General features: G+C 59.8%; 18 protein-coding genes. 12 read left to right on the top strand and 6 right to left on the bottom strand.

The window, feature by feature from the left end; translation table 11 throughout:
* The first annotated feature begins 5 nt into the window (after window positions 1-5).
* Genes JJB09_RS08240 through JJB09_RS08255 form a run of 4 tightly spaced genes read left to right on the top strand, consistent with a single transcriptional unit; the run spans window position 6 to window position 6,814 of the window.
* Window positions 6-1,031: an AAA family ATPase gene (locus JJB09_RS08240; protein ID WP_425523696.1), complete on the top strand. Its 1,026-nt coding sequence runs from the start codon at window positions 6-8 to the stop codon at window positions 1,029-1,031.
* A gap of 8 nt (window positions 1,032-1,039) precedes the next feature.
* Window positions 1,040-1,957 (top strand): DUF58 domain-containing protein, encoded by a 918-nt coding sequence (locus JJB09_RS08245; RefSeq protein WP_201655919.1) that lies wholly within the window; start codon window positions 1,040-1,042, stop codon window positions 1,955-1,957.
* Window positions 1,957-4,743: a DUF4159 domain-containing protein gene (locus JJB09_RS08250; RefSeq protein WP_425523697.1), complete on the top strand. Its 2,787-nt coding sequence runs from the start codon at window positions 1,957-1,959 to the stop codon at window positions 4,741-4,743. The genes JJB09_RS08245 and JJB09_RS08250 overlap by 1 nt, the downstream gene beginning before the upstream one ends.
* A 1-nt stretch (window position 4,744) precedes the next feature.
* The gene (locus tag JJB09_RS08255; RefSeq protein ID WP_201655921.1) at window positions 4,745-6,814 is read left to right on the top strand and encodes a hypothetical protein; all 2,070 of its coding nucleotides are present in this window, start codon (window positions 4,745-4,747) and stop codon (window positions 6,812-6,814) included.
* Between the two features lie 72 nt (window positions 6,815-6,886).
* Here JJB09_RS08255 and JJB09_RS08260 read toward each other — a convergent pair whose 3' ends face one another.
* Entirely contained in the window at window positions 6,887-7,426 is a 540-nt protein-coding gene (locus JJB09_RS08260; protein WP_201655923.1) for a GNAT family N-acetyltransferase, read from the bottom strand.
* 250 nt (window positions 7,427-7,676) lie between these two features.
* Between JJB09_RS08260 and JJB09_RS08265 the strand changes: the two genes are divergently transcribed.
* Together JJB09_RS08265 and JJB09_RS08270 are read left to right on the top strand one after the other, a co-directional pair.
* The gene (locus JJB09_RS08265; RefSeq protein ID WP_201655926.1) at window positions 7,677-8,630 is read left to right on the top strand and encodes a glutathione S-transferase family protein; all 954 of its coding nucleotides are present in this window, start codon (window positions 7,677-7,679) and stop codon (window positions 8,628-8,630) included.
* Window positions 8,631-8,864: 234 nt separating this feature from the next.
* Entirely contained in the window at window positions 8,865-10,571 is a 1,707-nt protein-coding gene (locus tag JJB09_RS08270) for a methyl-accepting chemotaxis protein (protein ID WP_201655929.1), read from the top strand.
* A gap of 11 nt (window positions 10,572-10,582) precedes the next feature.
* Here JJB09_RS08270 and JJB09_RS08275 read toward each other — a convergent pair whose 3' ends face one another.
* Complete coding sequence (locus JJB09_RS08275) at window positions 10,583-11,074, bottom strand: NUDIX domain-containing protein (RefSeq protein WP_201655932.1); 492 nt, start codon at window positions 11,072-11,074, stop codon at window positions 10,583-10,585.
* Between the two features lie 41 nt (window positions 11,075-11,115).
* Here JJB09_RS08275 and JJB09_RS08280 point away from each other — a divergent pair, with 41 nt between their 5' ends.
* Window positions 11,116-12,027 carry a metallophosphoesterase family protein gene (locus tag JJB09_RS08280; protein ID WP_201656799.1) on the top strand — a complete coding sequence of 304 codons (912 nt, stop codon included), beginning with the start codon at window positions 11,116-11,118 and terminating at the stop codon, window positions 12,025-12,027.
* Here JJB09_RS08280 and JJB09_RS08285 read toward each other — a convergent pair.
* Genes JJB09_RS08285 through JJB09_RS08300 form a run of 4 tightly spaced genes read right to left on the bottom strand, consistent with a single transcriptional unit; the run spans window position 12,008 to window position 15,681 of the window.
* Entirely contained in the window at window positions 12,008-13,144 is a 1,137-nt protein-coding gene (locus JJB09_RS08285) for an ABC transporter permease (RefSeq protein WP_201655935.1), read from the bottom strand. The genes JJB09_RS08280 and JJB09_RS08285 overlap by 20 nt on opposite strands.
* The gene (locus JJB09_RS08290; RefSeq protein WP_201655938.1) at window positions 13,141-14,058 is read right to left on the bottom strand and encodes an ABC transporter ATP-binding protein; all 918 of its coding nucleotides are present in this window, start codon (window positions 14,056-14,058) and stop codon (window positions 13,141-13,143) included. Before JJB09_RS08290 ends, JJB09_RS08285 begins: the two co-directional genes overlap by 4 nt.
* Window positions 14,055-15,008, bottom strand: coding sequence for an HlyD family secretion protein (locus tag JJB09_RS08295; RefSeq protein WP_201655941.1), 954 nt, complete (start codon window positions 15,006-15,008; stop codon window positions 14,055-14,057). The genes JJB09_RS08290 and JJB09_RS08295 overlap by 4 nt, the downstream gene beginning before the upstream one ends.
* Before the next feature lie 16 nt (window positions 15,009-15,024).
* The gene (locus JJB09_RS08300; RefSeq protein ID WP_201655943.1) at window positions 15,025-15,681 is read right to left on the bottom strand and encodes a CerR family C-terminal domain-containing protein; all 657 of its coding nucleotides are present in this window, start codon (window positions 15,679-15,681) and stop codon (window positions 15,025-15,027) included.
* A gap of 184 nt (window positions 15,682-15,865) precedes the next feature.
* Between JJB09_RS08300 and JJB09_RS08305 the strand changes: the two genes are divergently transcribed.
* The 5 genes from JJB09_RS08305 to JJB09_RS08325 all read left to right on the top strand — a co-directional run bounded on the left by JJB09_RS08305 (window position 15,866) and on the right by JJB09_RS08325 (window position 19,591).
* The gene (locus tag JJB09_RS08305; protein ID WP_201655946.1) at window positions 15,866-16,471 is read left to right on the top strand and encodes a tetratricopeptide repeat protein; all 606 of its coding nucleotides are present in this window, start codon (window positions 15,866-15,868) and stop codon (window positions 16,469-16,471) included.
* 207 nt (window positions 16,472-16,678) lie between these two features.
* Window positions 16,679-17,197 carry an RNA polymerase sigma factor gene (locus JJB09_RS08310; protein ID WP_201655949.1) on the top strand — a complete coding sequence of 173 codons (519 nt, stop codon included), beginning with the start codon at window positions 16,679-16,681 and terminating at the stop codon, window positions 17,195-17,197.
* On the top strand, window positions 17,194-18,093 hold the full coding sequence (locus JJB09_RS08315; RefSeq protein ID WP_201655952.1) for an anti-sigma factor family protein: 900 nt from the start codon (window positions 17,194-17,196) through the stop codon (window positions 18,091-18,093). Before JJB09_RS08310 ends, JJB09_RS08315 begins: the two co-directional genes overlap by 4 nt.
* A gap of 123 nt (window positions 18,094-18,216) precedes the next feature.
* Entirely contained in the window at window positions 18,217-18,699 is a 483-nt protein-coding gene (locus JJB09_RS08320; protein WP_201655955.1) for a CYTH domain-containing protein, read from the top strand.
* On the top strand, window positions 18,689-19,591 hold the full coding sequence (locus tag JJB09_RS08325; protein ID WP_201655958.1) for a CHAD domain-containing protein: 903 nt from the start codon (window positions 18,689-18,691) through the stop codon (window positions 19,589-19,591). Before JJB09_RS08320 ends, JJB09_RS08325 begins: the two co-directional genes overlap by 11 nt.
* Window positions 19,592-19,634 lie beyond the last annotated feature (43 nt).

The raw sequence follows: 19,634 nt of genomic DNA on the forward strand, positions 1-19,634 counted from the left end.
GTCCTATGGGCGCAATGACACCGGCAGACACCGCCATCGACGAAGAAACCGTTGTGGCGGTCGCTGAGAAGGCGCTCCAGGACATAGCCAACATCAAGGCCGAAACGGCCAAGGTGATCTTCGGCCAGGAAACCGTCGTCGAACAGACCTTGCTTGCTATCCTGTCGGGCGGCCACGCCCTTCTGGTGGGCGTGCCCGGCCTTGCAAAGACCAAGCTGGTTGCCACGTTGGCCACCGTGCTCGGATTGGACACAAGCCGCATCCAGTTCACGCCCGACCTCATGCCGTCAGATATTCTCGGCTCGGAAGTAATGGACCAGGATGACAAGGGCAAACGCAGTTTCCGCTTCGTCAAGGGGCCGATCTTCACCGAATTGCTGATGGCCGACGAAATCAACCGCGCCAGCCCCCGCACGCAGTCGGCACTGCTGCAGGCGATGCAGGAATATCATGTCACGATAACCGGCCAGCGTTACGACCTGCCGCAGCCGTTCCATGTGCTCGCCACCCAGAATCCGCTGGAGCAGGAAGGCACCTATCCGCTTCCGGAAGCCCAGCTCGACCGTTTCCTGCTGGAAATCGATGTCGAATATCCCGACTTTGCGGCCGAACGCCAGATCCTGCTCGAAACGACAGGCATGTCCGAGGCGCGTGTGGGGGGCATCATCGATGCCGCCCGCCTGCTGGAAATCCAGACGTTGGTGCGCCGGATGCCGGTGCCGGAAAGCGTCGTCGACGCCATCCTGACGCTGGTGCGCTCCGCCCGCCCCGGAAATGGCAGCGAAATCGCCGACAGTCGCATTGCCTGGGGCCCAGGCCCACGTGCCGGCCAGGCGCTGATGCTGACAGCCCGCGCCCGCGCGCTCTATCACGGGCGCTTTGCCCCTTCGATAGATGATGTCGTCGCACTCGCGGGCCCGGTTCTGCAGCATCGCATGGCCTTGACCTTCGCCGCCCGCGCCGATGGCGTGACCATGAAGGACGTGATCGCCCGGCTGGTCGAACCGTTGAAGCATTCATCGAAAGGCTAGCAAACCACGTGGCTCCCATCGGCCATAGAGTCGCCGCAACGACACCGGGTGCAGCACTGGTCCGGGCGCGCGAACGCGCACGCCTGCTGCCCGACTGCCTCGTGGAAGCAAGACGCATAGCCAACACGGTGATAGCTGGCTGGCACGGGCGCAAGAAACGTGGCGTGGGCGAAAACTTCTGGCAGTTCAGACCTTTCGTGGAGGGCGACAGCCTCTCGCGCATCGACTGGCGCAGGTCGGCACGCGACGACCACACCTACATTCGCGACCGGGAATGGGAAGCTGCCCACACGATCTGGCTCTGGGCAAGCCTGTCGCCGTCGATGATGTTCAAGTCGAACCTGGGATTGGTGTCCAAGGAGAGCCGCGCATTGGTGCTGATGCTGGCGACGGCGGAAATCATGGCCCGCTCCGGCGAGCGCATAGGATGCCCCGGCATCATGGAGCCGATCGCCGCACGAAATGCAGCCGAGCGCTTGGCCCATGCGCTGATGCATGCCGACCTGCAGGAAAGCCTGCCCGAAACGTCAATGATCCGGGGTTCCAGTGACATCGTGTTGTTCGGCGACTTCCTCGCACCGGTGGAGGAAACGCTTGCGCGGCTGCAGCCGCTTACGAGCCGTGGCCTTCGCGGCCATGTGATCGAGATCGCCGACCCTGTGGAAGAAACCTTCCCCTATATGGGCCGTATCGAATTCAACGACCCAGCCACCGGACAGAAGTTCCTTTCGGGACGTTCCGAGATCCTCAGGGACGAATACCGGCTCGCCTATTTTGCGCGCCGGGAGAGCCTTCGTGACGGCCTCCGGCACATGGGCTGGAATTTCATCGCTCACAACACCTCGCGGCCGGCTTCCGAGGCACTGGCAGCAACGCATATGTATCTTTCGGGCCAGCCCGGCCGGCACGAGCATGAGGGGCGCTGATGGCCGCACTTGCCTTCACATCGCCTCTGTTGCTGATGGCGCTTGTCGCTCTGCCGGTGATCTGGTGGCTGCTGCGGATCACACCGCCGAGGCCCGAAAAAGAGGTATTCCCTCCCTTTCGCATTCTCCTGTCGCTGCGCAAGCGCGAGGAAACGCCCTCCACCACGCCGTGGTGGCTGATGCTCTTGCGGCTTCTGCTCGCCGCGGCGGTGATCGTGGCGCTCGCTGGCCCGGTTCTCAATCCCAATGCCGGGTTTAGCGGCATCAACGGCCCCCTGGTGATCGTCTTCGACAATAGCTGGGCCAGTGCCCCCACATTCGACAAGCGACGGGCGACGGCCGAACTGCTGATCCGCGAGGCCGCAGACCAGGATCAGCCGGTCAGTCTGGTGTTCACGGCCAACGACACGAATGACGCCACGCCAAGGCGCGCCGACGAGGCGCTGCGCATGCTTGCAGCTGAGCGGCCCCTGCCCCTGCCCGCCAGCCGGGGCGCCGCCGCAGCCGCGCTGACTTCGGCATTTTCTGGCCAAAAGCCCGGACTGCTGGCTTTCATCAGCGACGGCATCCGCTCGACGGACGACCCGCTGATGTATGACGCGCTCAAGGCAGTTGCGGGAAATGACGTCCGCCTCTATGGCGACAAGAATCCCGCCGCGATGACCATTACCGGGGCGGCCAACAGTGCAGACCGCCTGACCTTGAACGCCACTCGGCTCGACATCGACACTCCCCAATCAGCCATCGTTTCGGCCCGCGACATGCAAGGCCGGGTTCTGGCAACGACGAGACTGGAATTTGCCGCCGGAAAAACGGATGCGACGGCCGCTATCGAGACGCCCTTCGAACTGCGCAACGATTTTGCGCGGCTGACGATCGATGACTACGACACCGCCGCAGCCGTGCGCCTGCTCGACGACAGCTTCAAGCGCCGCAGCGTCGGCATGATTTCAGGTGAAGCGGGCGACCGCAGTCAACCCTTGCTGTCGCCGCTCTACTATATCACCCGGGCGCTTTCGCCCTTCGCCAATCTGGCGGAAGCGGTCGGCAGCGATCTGGCCACGTCCATTCCGACCATGGTGAAGGCTCACCCCTCTGTCATCATGCTCGCCGATATCGGCCGCATGCCGCCGACCGCCGAAGCTGCCTTGCGCACCTGGGTGGAAGAAGGCGGCACGCTTGTGCGGTTTGCCGGTCCGCGTCTTGCTGCTGCGCCGGCCGAAGATCCGCTCGTGCCCGTTCGCCTCAGGCAGGGCGAGCGCTCGCTCGGCGGCTCGATGTCCTGGGCAGAGCCGCAACCTCTCGACGCCTATCCGCCCACCAGCCCTTTCGCAGGTCTGGGCGCGCCCAAGGGTGTGCTTGTCAATCGCCAGGTTCTCGCCGAACCGACCAGCGACCTGCAAAACCTGACCTGGGCCAATCTCAAGGACGGAACACCGCTTGTGACCGCCCGCAAGATCGGCGCAGGCCGCATCGTCCTGTTCCATGTCAGCGCCGAGTCCTCGTGGTCCAACCTTCCGTTGTCGGGCGATTTCGTCGAGATGCTGCGCCGGATCGTGCAGATGTCGCACAGCGCATCCGGTACAGCATTGAACGCGGACGGCAAAGCTGTGCTCGCGCCCTACCGACTGCTGACCGCAGATGGCCAGCTGACGACGGAAAAGGGCCTCGCCAAGCCGATTGAAACGGCGTCCCGGCCAAAGATTTCCAGCGCCAACCCGCCCGGCCTCTATGGCAGCGAAGACGGTTTCGAAGCGCTGAACCTTTTCGACGAGACCGCAAAGCTGGAGCCATTGGCAATACCGGCTGATGTCCCCTTTGCACTGAGCGGCTTTGCCGGCGACGGCAGTCTTTCGCTGAAACCATGGCTGCTTTCCATAGCCTTGGCCCTCGCACTGCTCGATACGATCATCATGCTGTTTCTTGGAGGCGCATTTGCGCGCCGCGGTGCAACCGCCGCAGCAATGCTGGCCGTCGCCATCTTTATGGGAGGCATAGACGCGCCTCCTGCTCGTGCTGACGACACCCGTCCAGGCGATGCGCAATTGATGGCTCGCCTCGACAAGACCCATCTCGCCTATGTCATTACTGGCGAGGCAGAGGTGGACAGGATCTCGGAGCGTGGACTGACAGGCCTTTCCGACTACCTCTACTACCGCACCACACTCGAACCGGGGGCGCCGGTGGGTGTCGACATCGCCAGGGACGAACTGGCGGTCTTCCCGATTCTCTATTGGCCGGTGACGGCAACCGCTCCCATGCCTTCCGAAGAGACGATCAGCCGCGTCGACGCCTATATGCGCTCCGGTGGCACTGTGCTGTTTGACACCCGCGATCAGGTCTCGGCGATCACCGCAACCGGCAATGTCAGTCCAAATACCGAACGGCTGCGGACCATTCTCGCCGGCATAGACATTCCCTCGCTGGAGCCTGTGCCTTCGGACCACGTATTGACCAAGGCCTTCTACCTGCTGAAATCCTATCCGGGCCGCTATGCCGGCAGCCCTCTCTGGGTCGAGGCGCAGGCGCGCGGCAAGGCCGACCCGAACCGGCCTGCGCGCGCTGGCGACGGCGTGACGCCGGTGCTGATCACGGGCAACGATTTCGCCGGCGCCTGGGCGATAGACGGCATGGGCGCGCCTTTGCTGCCGCTGGTGCCACCCGACGAAAACCAGCGCGAAATGGCATACAGAACCGGTGTCAACATCATGATGTACATGCTGACGGGCAACTACAAGGCTGACCAGGTGCATGTGCCGGCGTTGCTGGAACGGTTGGGCCAGTGAGATGACACTGATTTTCGAACCACTTCTCCCGCTCTTTCTGATCGCCATACTGGCAGCGATCGCCCTGACACTGTCGGCCTTCGGGCTTTATCGACGCCAGCGCGGCGCGGTGTTGCGGGCAATTGCGCTACTGTTGCTGGTCGGTGCGCTTGCCAATCCGGTTTTTCACAGCGAGGAACGCGAAGCCTTGTCGACTGTGGTGGCGATCGCCGCCGACCGCAGCCACAGCCAGGAGGTCGGCCCGCGCAGGGAGCAGACCGACAAGGCCATCGCCGCACTCAAGGATGCACTCGGCCGCTACAAGGGTATCGAGACCCGCGTCATCGACGCAAGCGCCCTTCAGACCACGGACACACCGTGGACCCGGATCTTCTCCAGCCTTGCCAGCGCGCTCGAGGACGTGCCGCCATCACGCATCGGCGCAGTCATCGCCGTTACCGACGGCCAGGTGCACGACGTGCCTGAAGACGGCAAGGTCAAGGGCATCGACGCGCCTGTCCATGGATTGATCACCGGTCATGAAGGCGAATTCGACCGCCGGATCCAGATAGTCAAGGCGCCGCGCTTCGGCATCGTCGGCCGCGATCTCGAAATGTCGCTCCGTGTCGTGGACGATGGTGGCCAGCAGGCCGCACCGGCCGAAATCACCATCAGGATCAATGGCGAAATCGTCAACCGCCTGGATACGGCCCCTGGCGTGACCCGGACGGCACGTTTCCGGCTGGCGCGCGCTGGCAGCAACATCGTGGAAATCTCCGTCGCCGAAATCGATGACGAGGTTACCGGCATCAACAACCGTGTCGTCCAGACCATCGACGGGATTCGTGAAAATCTCCGCGTGCTGCTGGTGTCGGGCGAGCCCCATGCCGGCGAACGCGCCTGGCGAAACCTGCTGAAATCCGATGCCTCGGTGGACCTGGTTCACTTCACCATTCTCAGGCCACCGGAAAAGCAGGACGGCACGCCGATCAACGAGCTTTCGCTGATCGCCTTTCCCACCCGCGAACTGTTCGTCGAAAAGATCAAGGACTTCGACCTGATCATCTTCGACCGATACCAGCACCGGGGCGTGCTGCCGATCCTCTATTACGACAACATCGCGCAGTATGTGCGCGAAGGTGGAGCGCTGCTGCTTGTCTCCGGCCCGGAACATGCAGGCAGCGAATCGCTCGCCTATACGCCGCTCGAATCCGTTCTGCCAGCCAGCCCCACCGGCAGCATGAACGAGAAGGCATTCTTTCCCCGACTCTCCGAGGTTGGGGCAAAACATCCGGTCACGCGCGGCCTGCAAGGCGCCCAAAGCGAGCCGCCGCACTGGGGACGCTGGTTCCGCTCGGTCGGCGTCAGGGCGCCCGAAGGCAATGTCGTCATGGATGGGCCGGACGAGTCGCCGCTGCTGGTGCTGTCGCATAATGGCGAAGGCCGCGTGGCCATGCTGCTATCGGACAATGGCTGGCTCTGGGCACGTGGTTTCGAGGGCGGCGGCCCGCATGTCGACCTCTATCGACGTATCGCCCACTGGCTAATGAAGGAGCCGGCGCTGGAGGAAGAGGCGCTGACGGCGCGATCGCTCGGCCGCGAAATCGAGATCACCCGCCAGACCCTGGGCAAGACCGCCGAGAAGGCGATCGTCAGGAAGCCGGACGGAACGATTGCTGAGGTGACGCTTACACCCTCAGAGCCCGGATTGTTCCGCGGCACGCTGAAGACGACCGCCAACGGCCTGTACGAAGTCTCCAACGACGATTTCTCGACCCTCGTTCATGTCGGCGCTGTCGATGCGCCGGAGTTCCGCGAGATGGTTTCGACCACCGAGAAGCTCGCGCCCGTCGCCAAAGCCACCAAGGGCGTTGTGAAACGGCTGGACGACGGAAACGGCGGCATCACCTTGCCCCAGATCCTCACCGTGCGCGGACAGGTGCGGCTGGACGATCCGGACCGCATGGTCATCCGGATGACGGACGAGACCGCACTGAAGGGCATCTCTTCGCTGCCGCTGTTCTCCGGTCTGCTTGGCCTTGGACTGCTGCTGCTCGCGATTGCTTCGACGTGGTGGCGCGAAGGGCGATAACGTCGTGGGTCTGGCCATACGACGGTCCCTGCCCGAGCACGCCGGAAATAGCCCGTCCGGCATGGTCAGATTTCAGGCAACCGCCTTGGCCGTGGCCATCATCTCGCCGTCGCACTTGCGCCAGCCGATTTTGCCCTTGAGCCGCGCATGGACGCCGTCTGCATAGGGCACCACAAGCACCCGCCCCGGATCGACCGGCGCTGGAAACACCAGTGCGCCATAGGAGACCCGTTCAAAACCGAGCTGCATGTAATAGGGCGGATCGCCAACAAGAATGGTGGCTTCCGAGCCATGCCTGCGCGCCGCTTCCACCGCGATCCGAACAAGCTCGCGACCGATGCCCATGTTCTTGTGCGACGGCCGGACCGCCAGCGGACCCAACAGGTGTCCCTTGACGCCACCGGCAAGCACCGGCGTCATCCGCACCGATGCAATGGTCTCGCCCCGGTCAGCGCAGATAAAGGACAACGAAGCGTCATGCGGACCCTGCTCGCGAATACGCGCTGCTGCCCGCGCAAAACGGCCTGGCCCGAAGGCTTCTTCATTGATGAGTTCGATAGCGGCGTCATGCGACGCGTCTTCCGTCAGGTAGACAAGATCATGCTTTTTCATGGAAAGGACACGCAATTTTCGACTGACAATAACGATGATGCCGGCGCGCGTTCAGCGGCTGGCGAAAAAGCTTCATCGTGGTCGTCGTAGCAATGTCATGCCTGGAAAGGCCCCATCGTTTATTAGGTGAAAGCGCGATAGCAGGAAAATTCTTGTTCGCCAAGTCCTAAAACGCACTGTTCAACAAATCGGCTCTCGTAAAAGCCCCGGCTGACTGCGACATTAGCAGCAATTCAAAAGGAGAATTTTCATGGGGCTGTTGGTTGACGGCGTCTGGCATGACGTTTGGTACGATACGAAGACATCGGACGGGCAATTCGTTCGCGCGGCGTCGCAATTCCGCAACTTCATCACGCCGGATGGATCGGCCGGCCCTACCGGCAAGGCGGGCTTCAAGGCCGAGAGTGGTCGTTATCACCTCTATGTTTCCTACGCCTGCCCCTGGGCGCACCGGACCCTGATCTTCCGCATTCTCAAGGGGCTGGCGGACCACATTTCCGTTTCTGTCGTCCATCCGCTGATGCTCGAAAAAGGCTGGGTCTTCCACGAGGAGAACGGCGCTACGCCCGATCACCTGTTTGGCTCTGCCACACTTGCCGATATCTATCTGCGCGCCGACCCCACCTATTCCGGCCGCGTAACCGTACCCGTGCTCTGGGACAAGCATACCGGCACCATCGTTTCCAATGAATCGGCTGAAATCATCCGCATGTTCAATTCCGCTTTCGACGGCCTGACCGGCAATGAACTGGACTTCTATCCCGAAGACCTGCGAAACGAGATCGATGAGCTGAACAGCTATATCTACGACTCCGTCAACAATGGCGTCTACAAGTGCGGCTTCGCAACCAGCCAGGCAGCTTACGAGCGGAGCTTCGACTCTCTGTTTGCAGCGCTCGACAAGCTCGAAAGACGGCTGGAGGGTCACAGATACCTGGTCGGCGACCGACTGACTGAAGCGGACTGGCGCCTGTTTACGACACTCATCCGTTTCGATGCCGTCTATGTCGGCCATTTCAAATGCAACAGGCAGCGCATCGTCGACTACCGGAATCTACAGCGCTATCTGAACGAGCTTTACTTGATGCCGGGCATCAGAAAGACGGTAAACTTCGATCATATCAAGCGGCACTATTATGGTAGCCACAAGACAATAAATCCGAATGGCATCGTACCGCTGGGGCCGCAACTCAATATCGGATAATTTACGGCTTCGCCCCGCAATTTTGAGTATTCTCCGAAGAAGCCGACCGAGAGCTTTTCGATTTCGTTCGTATTTTCCTTTCTTGAAGCAAGGCAAAATGAAACGAAAGCCCACTCAACTATCTAAAATTGCTGTAACTTCAGAATGTTATGATAAACTTTCATTAACAGAGCAGGCGTAGAATCCGCCTCCAGCACCGATAAAACAATTCGTTTCGGTAGCCTGGGGGCAAATATGGCAATACTGGGTTTTGGCAGTCATGATGCGTCAAGTGAAATGGAAGCTATCGGCGCTTCGCAAGCAGTAATCAAATTCACCTTGGAAGGCATTATTCTCGACGCGAACGCAAATTTCTGCCAGGCGCTGGGCTATGATCTCAAGGAAATAGTCGGCAAGCATCATTCGATGTTCGTCGACCCAGACTATGCCAAGAGCCAGGAGTATCGTGACTTCTGGGCGAACCTGAAGTCCGGCAAGTTCGACCGCCGCCAATACAAGCGGTTTGGCAAAGGCGGCAAAATGCTCTGGATCGAGGCTTCCTACAATCCGGTGCTCAAGAACGGCAAGCCGGTGAAGGTGATCAAGATCGCCACCGACATTACCGAAGCCAAGCACCAGGCCTTGGAAGACGCCAGCAAGTTGGACGCGATTTCCCGCTCTCAGGCGGTCATCGAATTCACGCCCGCGGGCATTATCCTGAATGCAAACGATAATTTCTGCGGTGCATTGGGCTACGGCCGCGATGAGATCGTCGGCAAGCATCATTCCATGTTCTGCGATCGCGATTATGTGAAGACCGAGGACTACCGCATCTTCTGGCAGCGGCTGGCCAATGGCGAGTTCTTTTCCAACGAGTATGTGCGCTTCAGCAAGACCGGCGCAGCAGTGTGGATCCAGGCAGCCTACAATCCTATTTTCGACGACGCCGGTAAGGTCACCAAGGTGGTGAAATTTGCCACCGACGTCAGCCAGCGCATGAACGCCGTCGACAAGCTCGGTAGCGCAATTTCGCAAATCGCCCATGGCAATCTCACAGCCAGCATCGACCAGCCGCTGGTGCCGAGCATGGAGAAAATCCGCAACGATTTCAACGCGGCGGCAGCCAAATTGCGTTCTACGGTGCAAGGCATTCTCGAGAATGCCGGTGTGATCTCCAACAACGCCCAGCATCTGCAGGACGCATCGGGCACAATTGCCAAGCGCACCGAACAACAGGCAGCCTCGGTTGAGGAAACGGCCGCAGCGCTCGAGGAAGTCACCACCACGGTTGCCGATTCATCGCAGCGTGCCGTCGAAGCCGGCCAACTGGTCGTCGCCACAAGGATTGCGGCGGAAAAATCGGGGCAAGTTGTCCAGACCGCGATCCAGGCAATGGAGCGGATCGAGAACTCCTCCAAGGAAATCAGCAACATTATCGGCGTCATCGATGAAATCGCCTTCCAGACCAATCTGCTGGCGCTGAATGCTGGCGTGGAGGCGGCCCGCGCTGGCGAATCCGGCAAGGGCTTTGCCGTCGTCGCCCAGGAAGTACGTGAACTCGCACAGCGTTCGGCGAAGGCGGCAAAGGAGATCAAGGCGCTGATCAACATCTCCTCGCAGCAGGTCGATACCGGGGTGACGCTCGTCAACCAGACCGGTGTCGCACTCACCGAAATCGTCGGCCAGGTGGCGCGCATCGATCATAACGTATCGGCTATCGTCGATGCGGCCAAGCAACAGGCGATCGGCTTGAAGGAGATCAACAGCGCGGTCAACCTCATCGATCAGGGCACGCAGCAGAATGCGGCCATGGTCGAGGAGTCCAATGCGGCCAGCGACACGCTCGCCAATGAAGTCCAGTCGCTGATCGATCAGCTGCGGCAGTTCCAGGTTGACAACGATCTGGACCATCATGGCGGAACGCACAGTCGGCATGCACCGCGCCTCAGCGTGGTGCATTGACCATCAGGCGTTTACCAGAGTTCGTCATAATCTGCGGCGCCTGAAAGCTCCTTCAGGCGCCGCAGCGTTGCCGACGTTGTTCCCGCCGGCAGCGCATCGAGCGCAAAGAAGCCGCTTTCGACGATCTCCCTATCCCTGAGGCGCGGCGCGGTCTGCCGCACCCTGCAACGGAAGAACACCACGTGGTCGCGCTTGGAAGTTCGGCTGTTGAAATAGACATGAATGAGTTCGGCCGGTGCGGTCAGTTCGAGGTTGCCCTCCTCGCGCAGTTCTTTCTTCAATGCCTGCCTGACGGTTTCGCCCCGCTCGACACCGCCGCCGGGCATGTGCCAGCCGGGGATGTAGGAATGCCTGACGAGGAAAATCCGTCCCTGATCATCAAAGCAGGCAGCGCGCACGCCAATGGTCATGCCCTTGATGAAAAAATAGGCCGTATGGGCGACGCGCGTAAGGATCCGATACCTGAGCGCACTCATTTCAGGAGGCGTGACTTCATCGCTCATCGCTATTGCCCCACTCCTGCGGAAACCCTATGCTGCGGGGAATGTTTACGCTTGCCCACATTTCCGATGTTCATCTCGGACCTCTCCCCGACATTTCGTTTGGCGAATTGCTATCGAAACGCATCACCGGATATGTGAACTGGCAGCGCAACCGGCGCAAGCACCTTTTTGGCAACACACTGGAATTGCTGGTGGAAGATCTCTACGCCAGGGTGCCCGATCATCTCGCCATAACCGGCGACCTCGTCAATCTTGCGGCAAGCATCGAAATCGATGCAGCTGCAGCCTGGCTTCGGTCGCTCGGCAAGCCGCACGACATCTCCGTCGTGCCCGGCAATCACGATGCCTATGTCCCGAATGCGATCGACGAAGCCGTATTCAAGTGGAACTCCTGGATGAGTGGCGACGAGATGGGAGAGGGAGACCGTCGCTTCCCCTTCCTCAGAATCCGCGGCAAGATTGCCCTGATCGGTCTTTCCACCGCCACAGCCACGCCTCCCTTCATGGCATCGGGGTACTTCGGCAGCAACCAGGCCCGCCGCTTCGCCAACATTCTCAAGCAGACCGGCGATGCGGGGCTCTTCCGCGTGGTGATGATCCATCATCCGCCGATCCGCGGCGCCACCGCGAACTACAAGCGCATGATGGGCATCCGCCGCTTCGGTGCAGCTGTTCATATCGGTGGAGCCGAGCTGGTGCTGCATGGCCACACGCATCTCAATACCGTCAACTGGCTGCGCGGCCCGACCGATGCGCCGATCCCTGTCGTGGGCATCGCCTCGGCTAGTCAGGGCCAGGGCGGCAGGAAGCCTCCCGCCGCCTATAATCTCTTCCATATCGATGGCGAGAAGGGCAGCTGGTCGATCAAGCGCGAGCGCTACCAGTTGACCGGCGATGGTTCGGCATTCCTGCTCGACGAGACCAGCGCCTTGATCAATCCAGCGTTCGCCTGAACCGCAGGAGAGCCAACCCGGCATAGGCGAGGATGAAGACGATCAGCATCGTGACTTCGAAAGAGATCGCCTGCCAGTCCGAGCCCTTCAACATCACTGCCCGTATAATCCTGAGGAAATGGGTCAGCGGAAACAGTTCGCCCAGCCATTGCGCCCATTCGGGCATGCCGCGATATGGAAACATGAACCCGGAAAGCAGCAGTGACGGCAGAAAGAAGAAGAACGTAAGCTGCATCGCCTGCATTTGCGAACTTGCCAGCGTCGAAATCGTATAACCGAGCAACACCAGGGCCAGCACGAAGGCCAGAACCGCGCCGATCAGCAATGTCATCGAGCCGGCAAACGGAACGTGGAAAACGACCTTCGAAGCGACCAGCACCACCATCACCTGTACCGCCCCCACTCCGAGATAGGGCAGGATCTTGCCAAGCATGATCTCGAAAGGGCTCACCGGCATCGCCAGCAGATTTTCCATGGTGCCACGCTCGATCTCACGCGTCAGCGCCATCGATGTCATCATTACCATGGTCATCTGCAGGATGACGCCGAGCAAGCCCGGCACGATGTTGTACTGGGTAATGCCCTCGGGATTGTATCGTCGTTGCACGACGACCTCGAGCGCGTTGCGAGCCGCTTCCTCCGACTGAATCTCGGCGCTCTGCTCACGCAGCAGCGCCTGGCTGGCGACCGTCGCAAGCGTCGAGATCGCACCGGACGCGACGGATGGATCTGTCGCATCCGCCTCGATCAGAATCTGGGGGTGGTCGCCGCGATCGACCCGGCGGGCGAAATCCGAAGGAATCGTCACGACGAACGAAACCTGCCCGCTCTGGATCAGATGCTCGGCCATCTCCGCGCTTGTTCCCGCTGACACGAAGCGGTAGTAGCCGGTCAGCTCCAGTGCCGAAACCATCGCACGCACGTAGTGGTCGGACGACGAGGTAACCAGGGCTGCCGGCAATCCCTTCGGGTCGTTGTTGATCGCAAAGCCGAACAGCAGCAACTGCATCAGCGGCACGCCGAGCATCATCGCGAAGGTGATGCGGTCTCTTCGCATCTGGATGAATTCCTTGGCGAGCAAGGCAAACAGCCGCGAAGGGGACAGGATACGGTTCATGACATGTTGTCCTTGGACGCGCTCATGAACTGGATGAAGACATCTTCCAGACTCGTCTCGCCTTCTTCAATCGTAAGACCCGGCCGTTGCCGATAGGGGCGGAGTACCTCTTCAAGCTGCTCCCTGTCGCGGCCGACAACATGCAACTGTGCGCCGAAGGACGCTACCTGATCGATACCCTCGCGGGCGCGCAATTCCGCGGCGATGTCGCTCAGCCCCTCCCCGTCAACCACATAAGTGTGTAGGCCAGCATCGCGCACGACGTCTTCAACCGTCCCGCTTGCCAGCAGTTTGCCATAGGAGATGTAGTGGATCCTGTGGCACCGCTCGGCTTCGTCCATGTAGTGGGTGGAAACCAGTACTGTCAGGCCACGGGCAGCAAGGCGATGGATCTCATCCCAGAATTCCCGGCGCGCCTTGGGGTCGACACCGGCTGTCGGCTCATCGAGCAACAACAGTTTTGGGTTGTGCATGGTGCAGGCGGCCAGCGCCAGCCGCTGTTTCCAACCGCCGGACAACTTGCCAGCGAGCTGTTCTCTCCGCGAGGCGAGACCTAAGTCTTCGAGCGTACGGGCCACGTGTTCGCCAGCGGGCTTCAGTCCATAAAGACGCGCGACGAACATCAGGTTTTCCTCGATCGAAAGATCTTCGTAAAAGGAGAACTTCTGCGTCATGTAGCCGACTTCGCGCTTGATCTTCAGGCTCTCGGTTGCCAGATCGAACCCCAGCACCGAGCCGGACCCCGCATCCGGAGTCAGCAGCCCGCACATCATCCGGATCGTCGTGGTCTTACCGGAACCATTCGGGCCGAGAAAACCGGCGATTTCACCGGTAGCGACACTCATGGAAACATGGTCCACGACCGTTTTTCCCCCGAATGTCTTGACGAGGCCAGAAACTTCGATCGCGTTCATCGAGCAGTTTCCGGCAGTACTACATCGACGATCTGCCCCGGGTTCAACTCGCTTTCAGCGGTGTCTGGGCGGGCCTCGATGAGATAGACGAGCTTCTGACGGTTCTCGAGTGAATAGATCACCGGCGGCGTAAATTCAGGGCTATCGGACACGTAGGATATGCGCGCCGTCAGGCCCTTTCGGCAACCATCGCAGCGCACCGCGATTTCCGCTCCCAGCTTCAGGCCGGACATATAGCGTTCGGCGGCGTAAAGCCGGAGCTTGACAGCGCCATCAGGCAGATAGGAGACTACCGGTTGGGAAGGTCCCGCAACCTCGCCTTCCCTACGCACGATGTCATCGACAACCCCATTGTCGGGTACCCTGAGCTGGCGGTGGTCGAGCCGCCAATGGGCGTCGGCGAGCTTGGCTTCTGCCTGTTTGACCTGAGCCTCGGCCGCGGTGATCTCCATCGGCCGCGCCGGCAACCTTGCGACATCGAGATTGGACGATGTCTGGCTAACCAGCGCATCGGCCAGCTGCATGGCTGTCGATGCCTGGTCGAGATTGGCCTTGGTGCTGACGCCGCGCTCAGCAAGCAGGCTTTCCCGGTCAAACACGCGTCTGGCCTCGGCCGCCTGGGCTTTCGCCGACAACATCGAAGCCTCGATGACGGCGATTTCCTCCGGCCTCCTGCCTTCCCTAAGATTGGCGAGCTGGGCCCTCGCCTGCTCCAGCGCCGCTTGCGCCTCCTGTACGGCGATGTCGGCATCGGAAGCCTCCATCTGCACGATCAGATCACCCTTGACGACGCGGTCGCCGCGCTTTTTAGTCAGCGAGACGATCCTTCCGGTTTCCACCGGAGTGATGAGGACATACTCGCCCTCGACATACCCGGTGGCGAGTGGCGGAGGCGGTGCGCAAGCCCCAAAGAGGCTCGCGATCAAAGGCAGACTGCACAAGAATTCCATTTCATCCCTCCAGCCATCAGTTTCGAACGTTGCGATAACCCATGACGATCAGCCGCGCATTGCGCGCAAGCAGGGAAAAAAGCCGGTCGGCGCGCTCGTTTCCCAGTTCGTCCCAATCGAGCCGGCGCAGCAGCAAGCCCCCAGCCACCTTGAAATGAAACACCTGCCCCACGAGTGAAAAGACCGCCACCTTCACCTCCTCGGAATTTGCGTCCAGGCCGGTGGCTAGCCCGAACAGAGCGCAGAGACGAATATGCATCGGCTTCATCCAACTATTGTAGAGAAGTTCCGAGACTTCGCCGGGATTCATGATCTCGCGCATGAGGAAACTGACAAAGTCATGGCTTTTTGCGTTGGCGAGCCACAATCGGCAGAAGGCAAGAAGTGCTTCCCCTATCATTTCCAGGGCTTCGTCCGCGCTAACCTGCGATATGGGTTGCTGAAAAACCGGTTCTACCTGCGCGCGCATTTCTGAAATTACGTACTCCGCGCAGGCTCGATGCAATCCCTGCTTGCCGCCAAAATGGTAGGAAATGGAGCCGATATTTGCAGCGGCAAGGTCTCCGATTTCGCGCGTTGAAACGGCGTCATAGCCTTTTTCGCCGAACAGCCGGATTGCAGCCTCGACCAGCATCATGCGCGTAACTTCAGCTCCGGAACGCTGCTTGTCCATTTGCATCGCCTTTTCGACAATTTAGTCATTTGATTAATTTTTTGCAATAGCCGGGCCTAACGAACATTTGACCACGTGCCGCAAAGAAAACTGTTGCTACAAGCCCGGTTTAGAGCGACCCTTGGCCAAAGCGCTCGGCATAGCCACGCAGAAGGGACATCCCCCTACGAGAAGGAGGTCTTCAATGACTGGTCCGATTGTGAAGAGATTATCAGTTACCGCGGTTGCAACGGCTGCTGCGCTCGCCTTCAGCCTCTCCGCCTTCGCTGCCGGCGGCGGCGGCGGAGGTGGGGGCAGCGGAGGTGGTGGCGGCAATAGTGGCGGCGGCGGCAGCGGCGGCGACACGCCGACGAAAACCACCCAGCAATGCAAGAATGGCAAGGTGTGGAAGGAGAGCAAAAAGAAGTGCATCACCCCGACCAAGGCCAGCTTCAACGACAAGGAACTCTATGACGCGGGCGAAGAATTCGCCTATGCCGGCCAGTACGAGAATGCGATCACCACTCTCAAGCTCGTCAGCAACCAGAACGATCCGCGCGTGCTCAACTATCTCGGTTATTCCAACCGTAAGGCCGGCCGCATGGATCTTGGCATGAACTACTACGCGAAAGCGCTTTCCATCGACCCGGATTTCATTCTCGCCCGGTCCTATATGGGTCAGGCCCTGCTTCTGCAGGGTGACGTCGAGGGTGCGAAGGTCCAGTTGGTGGAGATTCGGGACCGCGGTGGCCAAGGTACCTACGCCTACCAGGCGCTGTATGACTCGCTCAAGCGCATCAAGAGTTATTAAGCAGCACCCCACTCAGGTTGCAACCTGTGGGAAATAAACAACAATTGCAACATGGGCGCGAGGTTTCGCGCCCATTCCCTTTTCAGCACTTGCGAATTGCTGGCAAAATGTTTCATACCTGCCGCGTCAATCCCTGTAAGACCCGCATAAATTTCGAATCACACCGAATAAACCTACAGTAAACCACGTCCTAAATTGCGAGAGGTCATGAGTAACCAAGCCAAGGCAGATCAGATTAGCCGAGAACTGGTAACCATGCTCCCAAAGCTGAGACGCTTTGCGATGACTCTCACGCGGAGTGCATCAGATGCAGATGATCTGGTGCAGGAAGCATGCGAACGGGCGATTACCAGAAGCCACCTTTGGAACGGGGAAGGGCGTCTGGAGAGTTGGGTCTATGCGATGACGAGAAACTTGTGGGTTGACGAGATCAGAAAAAGGAAAGTGCGAACCGGTGGCGGTACTGTCGATGCGTCGGAGCAGGACGAGCTGATCGTCGAGGCCAACGCCGAGAAGGCAATCTACGCCACGCAGTTGCACAAGATGATTTTGTCGATGCCTGAGGGGCTTTCCTCCGTATTTCTTCTCGTCAACGTCGAGGGCCACTCGTATAAGGAAGCTGCCGAAATCCTTGGGATTCCGATCGGCACTGTGATGAGCAGGCTTTCGACTGCCCGGTTGAAACTGGCAGCCATGATCAATGGCACACGGGAAGCAAGGGCATGACGATGGAAAATTTCAGGGAATTGCCGCTGGAAGTTCGACTTTCCGCCTATCTCGACGGTCAGGTCGACCCCGAAGATGCACGCGAACTCGAAGCGCTGCTTGAAAAGGACGTCCATGCACGGGATCTCCTGAATACGCTCAGTGCAGGATCTGATTTCGGCAATCAGGCATTCGACGAGTTGCTGAAGGAACCGGTTCCGCTCAGCATGGTCCGGGCAATCCGCGACACGTCGGCAAAGCCCCCGCCGGTTCAGATGGCCTCCAATACCAACACCATATCATTCTTTCGCTTCGTGCCGCAGGCTATTGCCGCGTCCGCAGTGCTGCTGCTGGCAGGCGGCTATTCCGGCTACTTCGTCGGCAAGAAGAGTGCAGCCGAGATGCCGCTGGAAATCTCGGAAACCACAGCCTTCGAAGCTCCAGGCGCGGTCAAGACCCGCGGCTTCAGCTTCGACACTCCGATAATGGTTGCGCCAGTCGGAGCCCCGCTGATCAGTGCCAACGATGTCGCCGACATTCATGATGTGTATTCGAAGCAAAGCGATCGCCTGGCCGAAATCCCCGCGTCGAATGCCAATGCTTTGATATCCTGGCTGTCAGCCAGTACGGGCATCAATTTTTCCATCCCGGATCTGTCCGCCGATGGCTTGCGTTTCGAAGGCGGCCGCCTCATTGCACTCGACGGCAAACCAGCCGGAGCCCTGTTCTACAAGAATGCCGCGGGCGAAGTCGTCGGCGTCTACTATGTCAAGGGCACGACGACTGATGCGCTGAAAACCGAGGGCGCGCACACGATCGTCTCAGGATCCAAAGGCCAGACGGCGTGGTTTGTAGCGGCTCCTGTCACAAGCGCATCGCTCGCCGATATAGCCGGAAAGGCTTCGGCCGCGCTCTGAGAGCAATCGGTCAATCTCCCCCTCTTAATAAAGCCTGGCAGGCTTTGACCGCGCTGCTTTTCGGACCGAAGTAATCGTGTTATTGCATATGACGCGTTATTTTCGGGATGGAGCATCGCCCGTATGCCGAAGGAAATCGAACGCAAGTTTCTTGTCGCAACGGATGACTGGCGCAAGAAGGCGGGCCCCGGCAAACGCATGCGACAGGCGATCATCATGTCGGAAGATCGTCGTTCACTCAGAATTCGCGCCATTGACCAGAAAAAAGCCCGCCTGACCCTGAAGATCGGCATCAGCGGCATGTCTCGCCACGAGTTCGAATACGACGTGCCGATCGATGAGGCCGAGGAACTCCTCACGCTCGCCAACGGCACCACCATCGCCAAGACCCGATACGAAGTCAAACATGGCAAATTTGTCTGGGAAGTCGATGTGTATGAAGGCGCATTGGCCGGGCTGGTTGTCGCCGAAGTGGAAATGAAGAGCGAAACTGACCAGCCCCAGTTGCCCCCTTGGCTCGGCCAAGAGGTAACGGGAGACAAGCGCTACTCCAACCAGTCGCTCGCGGAAGGCAGCCTCGGGGAGAACTTGCGGGATGGCATATAGAATCAATTTCAAGCACCCGTTCCAGCGGGAAGTCCGATCAATCGCGTCCGAGCAGTTGGCGATTGCCATCGACTTTCTCGAGGAGCAGCCCGACGGTCCGCATGAGGCGATCCACAAAGCGCGGCGTCGGATCAAGCGTACCCGCGCACTCTATCGACTTTGCGCCCAAGGCGCGAAAGGATTTGCGCGAACTGAAACGGAGCGATTGGGAAAAATCGCTGGGCGGCTTGCCCACCTGCGCGATGCCGCGGCACTTACGGAAACTGTAGAGTATATCAAGACCGAAATTGATGAGCCGAGCATTCAAATGGCATTCGATAAGCTGGGCTCGGTTCTAACCAGGCGTCGCGATCAGATGATGATCGACGAAGTCAGAATTTCGGATGCCATTTCGGACGCCGTCATCAATCTGCAGCAGGCAAGGAACGCGCTTGCAGATCTGAACCTTCCCGAACGCAACACCAAAGTCGCGGATTGCCTGGCCACTGGCTGGCGTAGCACGGGGTCGAAAGCGATGGAGGCGCTGATCGACTGCGCCGACAATCAGGAGGGCGCGGCCTATCACGAGCTGCGAAAACGCGGACAGGATCGTTGGATGCATGCCGCCCTCTTGCGGCGCCTGTGGCCATCAGCCATGCAGGCTATCCGCATCGAGACCGAGGCGCTGATTTCTCATTTGGGCCATGAGCACGACCTTGCCATGCTGAGCGCCCATCTGGCCGAAACCAACGACCTCGAGGAGAGTCACGCCGAAAAAGACATTCTCCTACTCGCCGTATTCGAGCAACGCCAAAGGCTGCAGAAGACCTGCCGAGAAGCTGCAGAGCTTGTCTTCGACGATAGGCCTGAGCGCGACGCCGCGCGCATCCGACTGCTGGTTCGGGAAATGTAGACGAAGGGAGCGGTTACCGGAGGCCGCCTTCGGCCTCCGGCGC

Source organism: Phytoamicus setariae (genome assembly GCF_016722925.1).
Taxonomy (GTDB): Bacteria; Pseudomonadota; Alphaproteobacteria; order Rhizobiales; family Rhizobiaceae; genus Rhizobium_E; species Rhizobium_E setariae.

What these genes read in the sequence shown, in the direction of transcription:
- JJB09_RS08240 (WP_425523696.1), top strand. Translation starts at nt 6, where the DNA reads ATGGGCGCAATGACACCGGCAGACACCGCCATCGACGAAGAAACCGTT.
- JJB09_RS08250 (WP_425523697.1), top strand. Translation starts at nt 1,957, where the DNA reads ATGGCCGCACTTGCCTTCACATCGCCTCTGTTGCTGATGGCGCTTGTC.
- JJB09_RS08255 (WP_201655921.1), top strand. Translation starts at nt 4,745, where the DNA reads ATGACACTGATTTTCGAACCACTTCTCCCGCTCTTTCTGATCGCCATA.
- JJB09_RS08260 (WP_201655923.1), bottom strand. Translation starts at nt 7,426, where the DNA reads ATGAAAAAGCATGATCTTGTCTACCTGACGGAAGACGCGTCGCATGAC.
- JJB09_RS08265 (WP_201655926.1), top strand. Translation starts at nt 7,677, where the DNA reads ATGGGGCTGTTGGTTGACGGCGTCTGGCATGACGTTTGGTACGATACG.
- JJB09_RS08270 (WP_201655929.1), top strand. Translation starts at nt 8,865, where the DNA reads ATGGCAATACTGGGTTTTGGCAGTCATGATGCGTCAAGTGAAATGGAA.
- JJB09_RS08275 (WP_201655932.1), bottom strand. Translation starts at nt 11,074, where the DNA reads ATGAGCGATGAAGTCACGCCTCCTGAAATGAGTGCGCTCAGGTATCGG.
- JJB09_RS08280 (WP_201656799.1), top strand. Translation starts at nt 11,116, where the DNA reads ATGTTTACGCTTGCCCACATTTCCGATGTTCATCTCGGACCTCTCCCC.
- JJB09_RS08285 (WP_201655935.1), bottom strand. Translation starts at nt 13,144, where the DNA reads ATGAACCGTATCCTGTCCCCTTCGCGGCTGTTTGCCTTGCTCGCCAAG.
- JJB09_RS08290 (WP_201655938.1), bottom strand. Translation starts at nt 14,058, where the DNA reads ATGAACGCGATCGAAGTTTCTGGCCTCGTCAAGACATTCGGGGGAAAA.
- JJB09_RS08295 (WP_201655941.1), bottom strand. Translation starts at nt 15,008, where the DNA reads ATGGAATTCTTGTGCAGTCTGCCTTTGATCGCGAGCCTCTTTGGGGCT.
- JJB09_RS08300 (WP_201655943.1), bottom strand. Translation starts at nt 15,681, where the DNA reads ATGGACAAGCAGCGTTCCGGAGCTGAAGTTACGCGCATGATGCTGGTC.
- JJB09_RS08305 (WP_201655946.1), top strand. Translation starts at nt 15,866, where the DNA reads ATGACTGGTCCGATTGTGAAGAGATTATCAGTTACCGCGGTTGCAACG.
- JJB09_RS08310 (WP_201655949.1), top strand. Translation starts at nt 16,679, where the DNA reads ATGAGTAACCAAGCCAAGGCAGATCAGATTAGCCGAGAACTGGTAACC.
- JJB09_RS08315 (WP_201655952.1), top strand. Translation starts at nt 17,194, where the DNA reads ATGACGATGGAAAATTTCAGGGAATTGCCGCTGGAAGTTCGACTTTCC.
- JJB09_RS08320 (WP_201655955.1), top strand. Translation starts at nt 18,217, where the DNA reads ATGCCGAAGGAAATCGAACGCAAGTTTCTTGTCGCAACGGATGACTGG.
- JJB09_RS08325 (WP_201655958.1), top strand. Translation starts at nt 18,689, where the DNA reads ATGGCATATAGAATCAATTTCAAGCACCCGTTCCAGCGGGAAGTCCGA.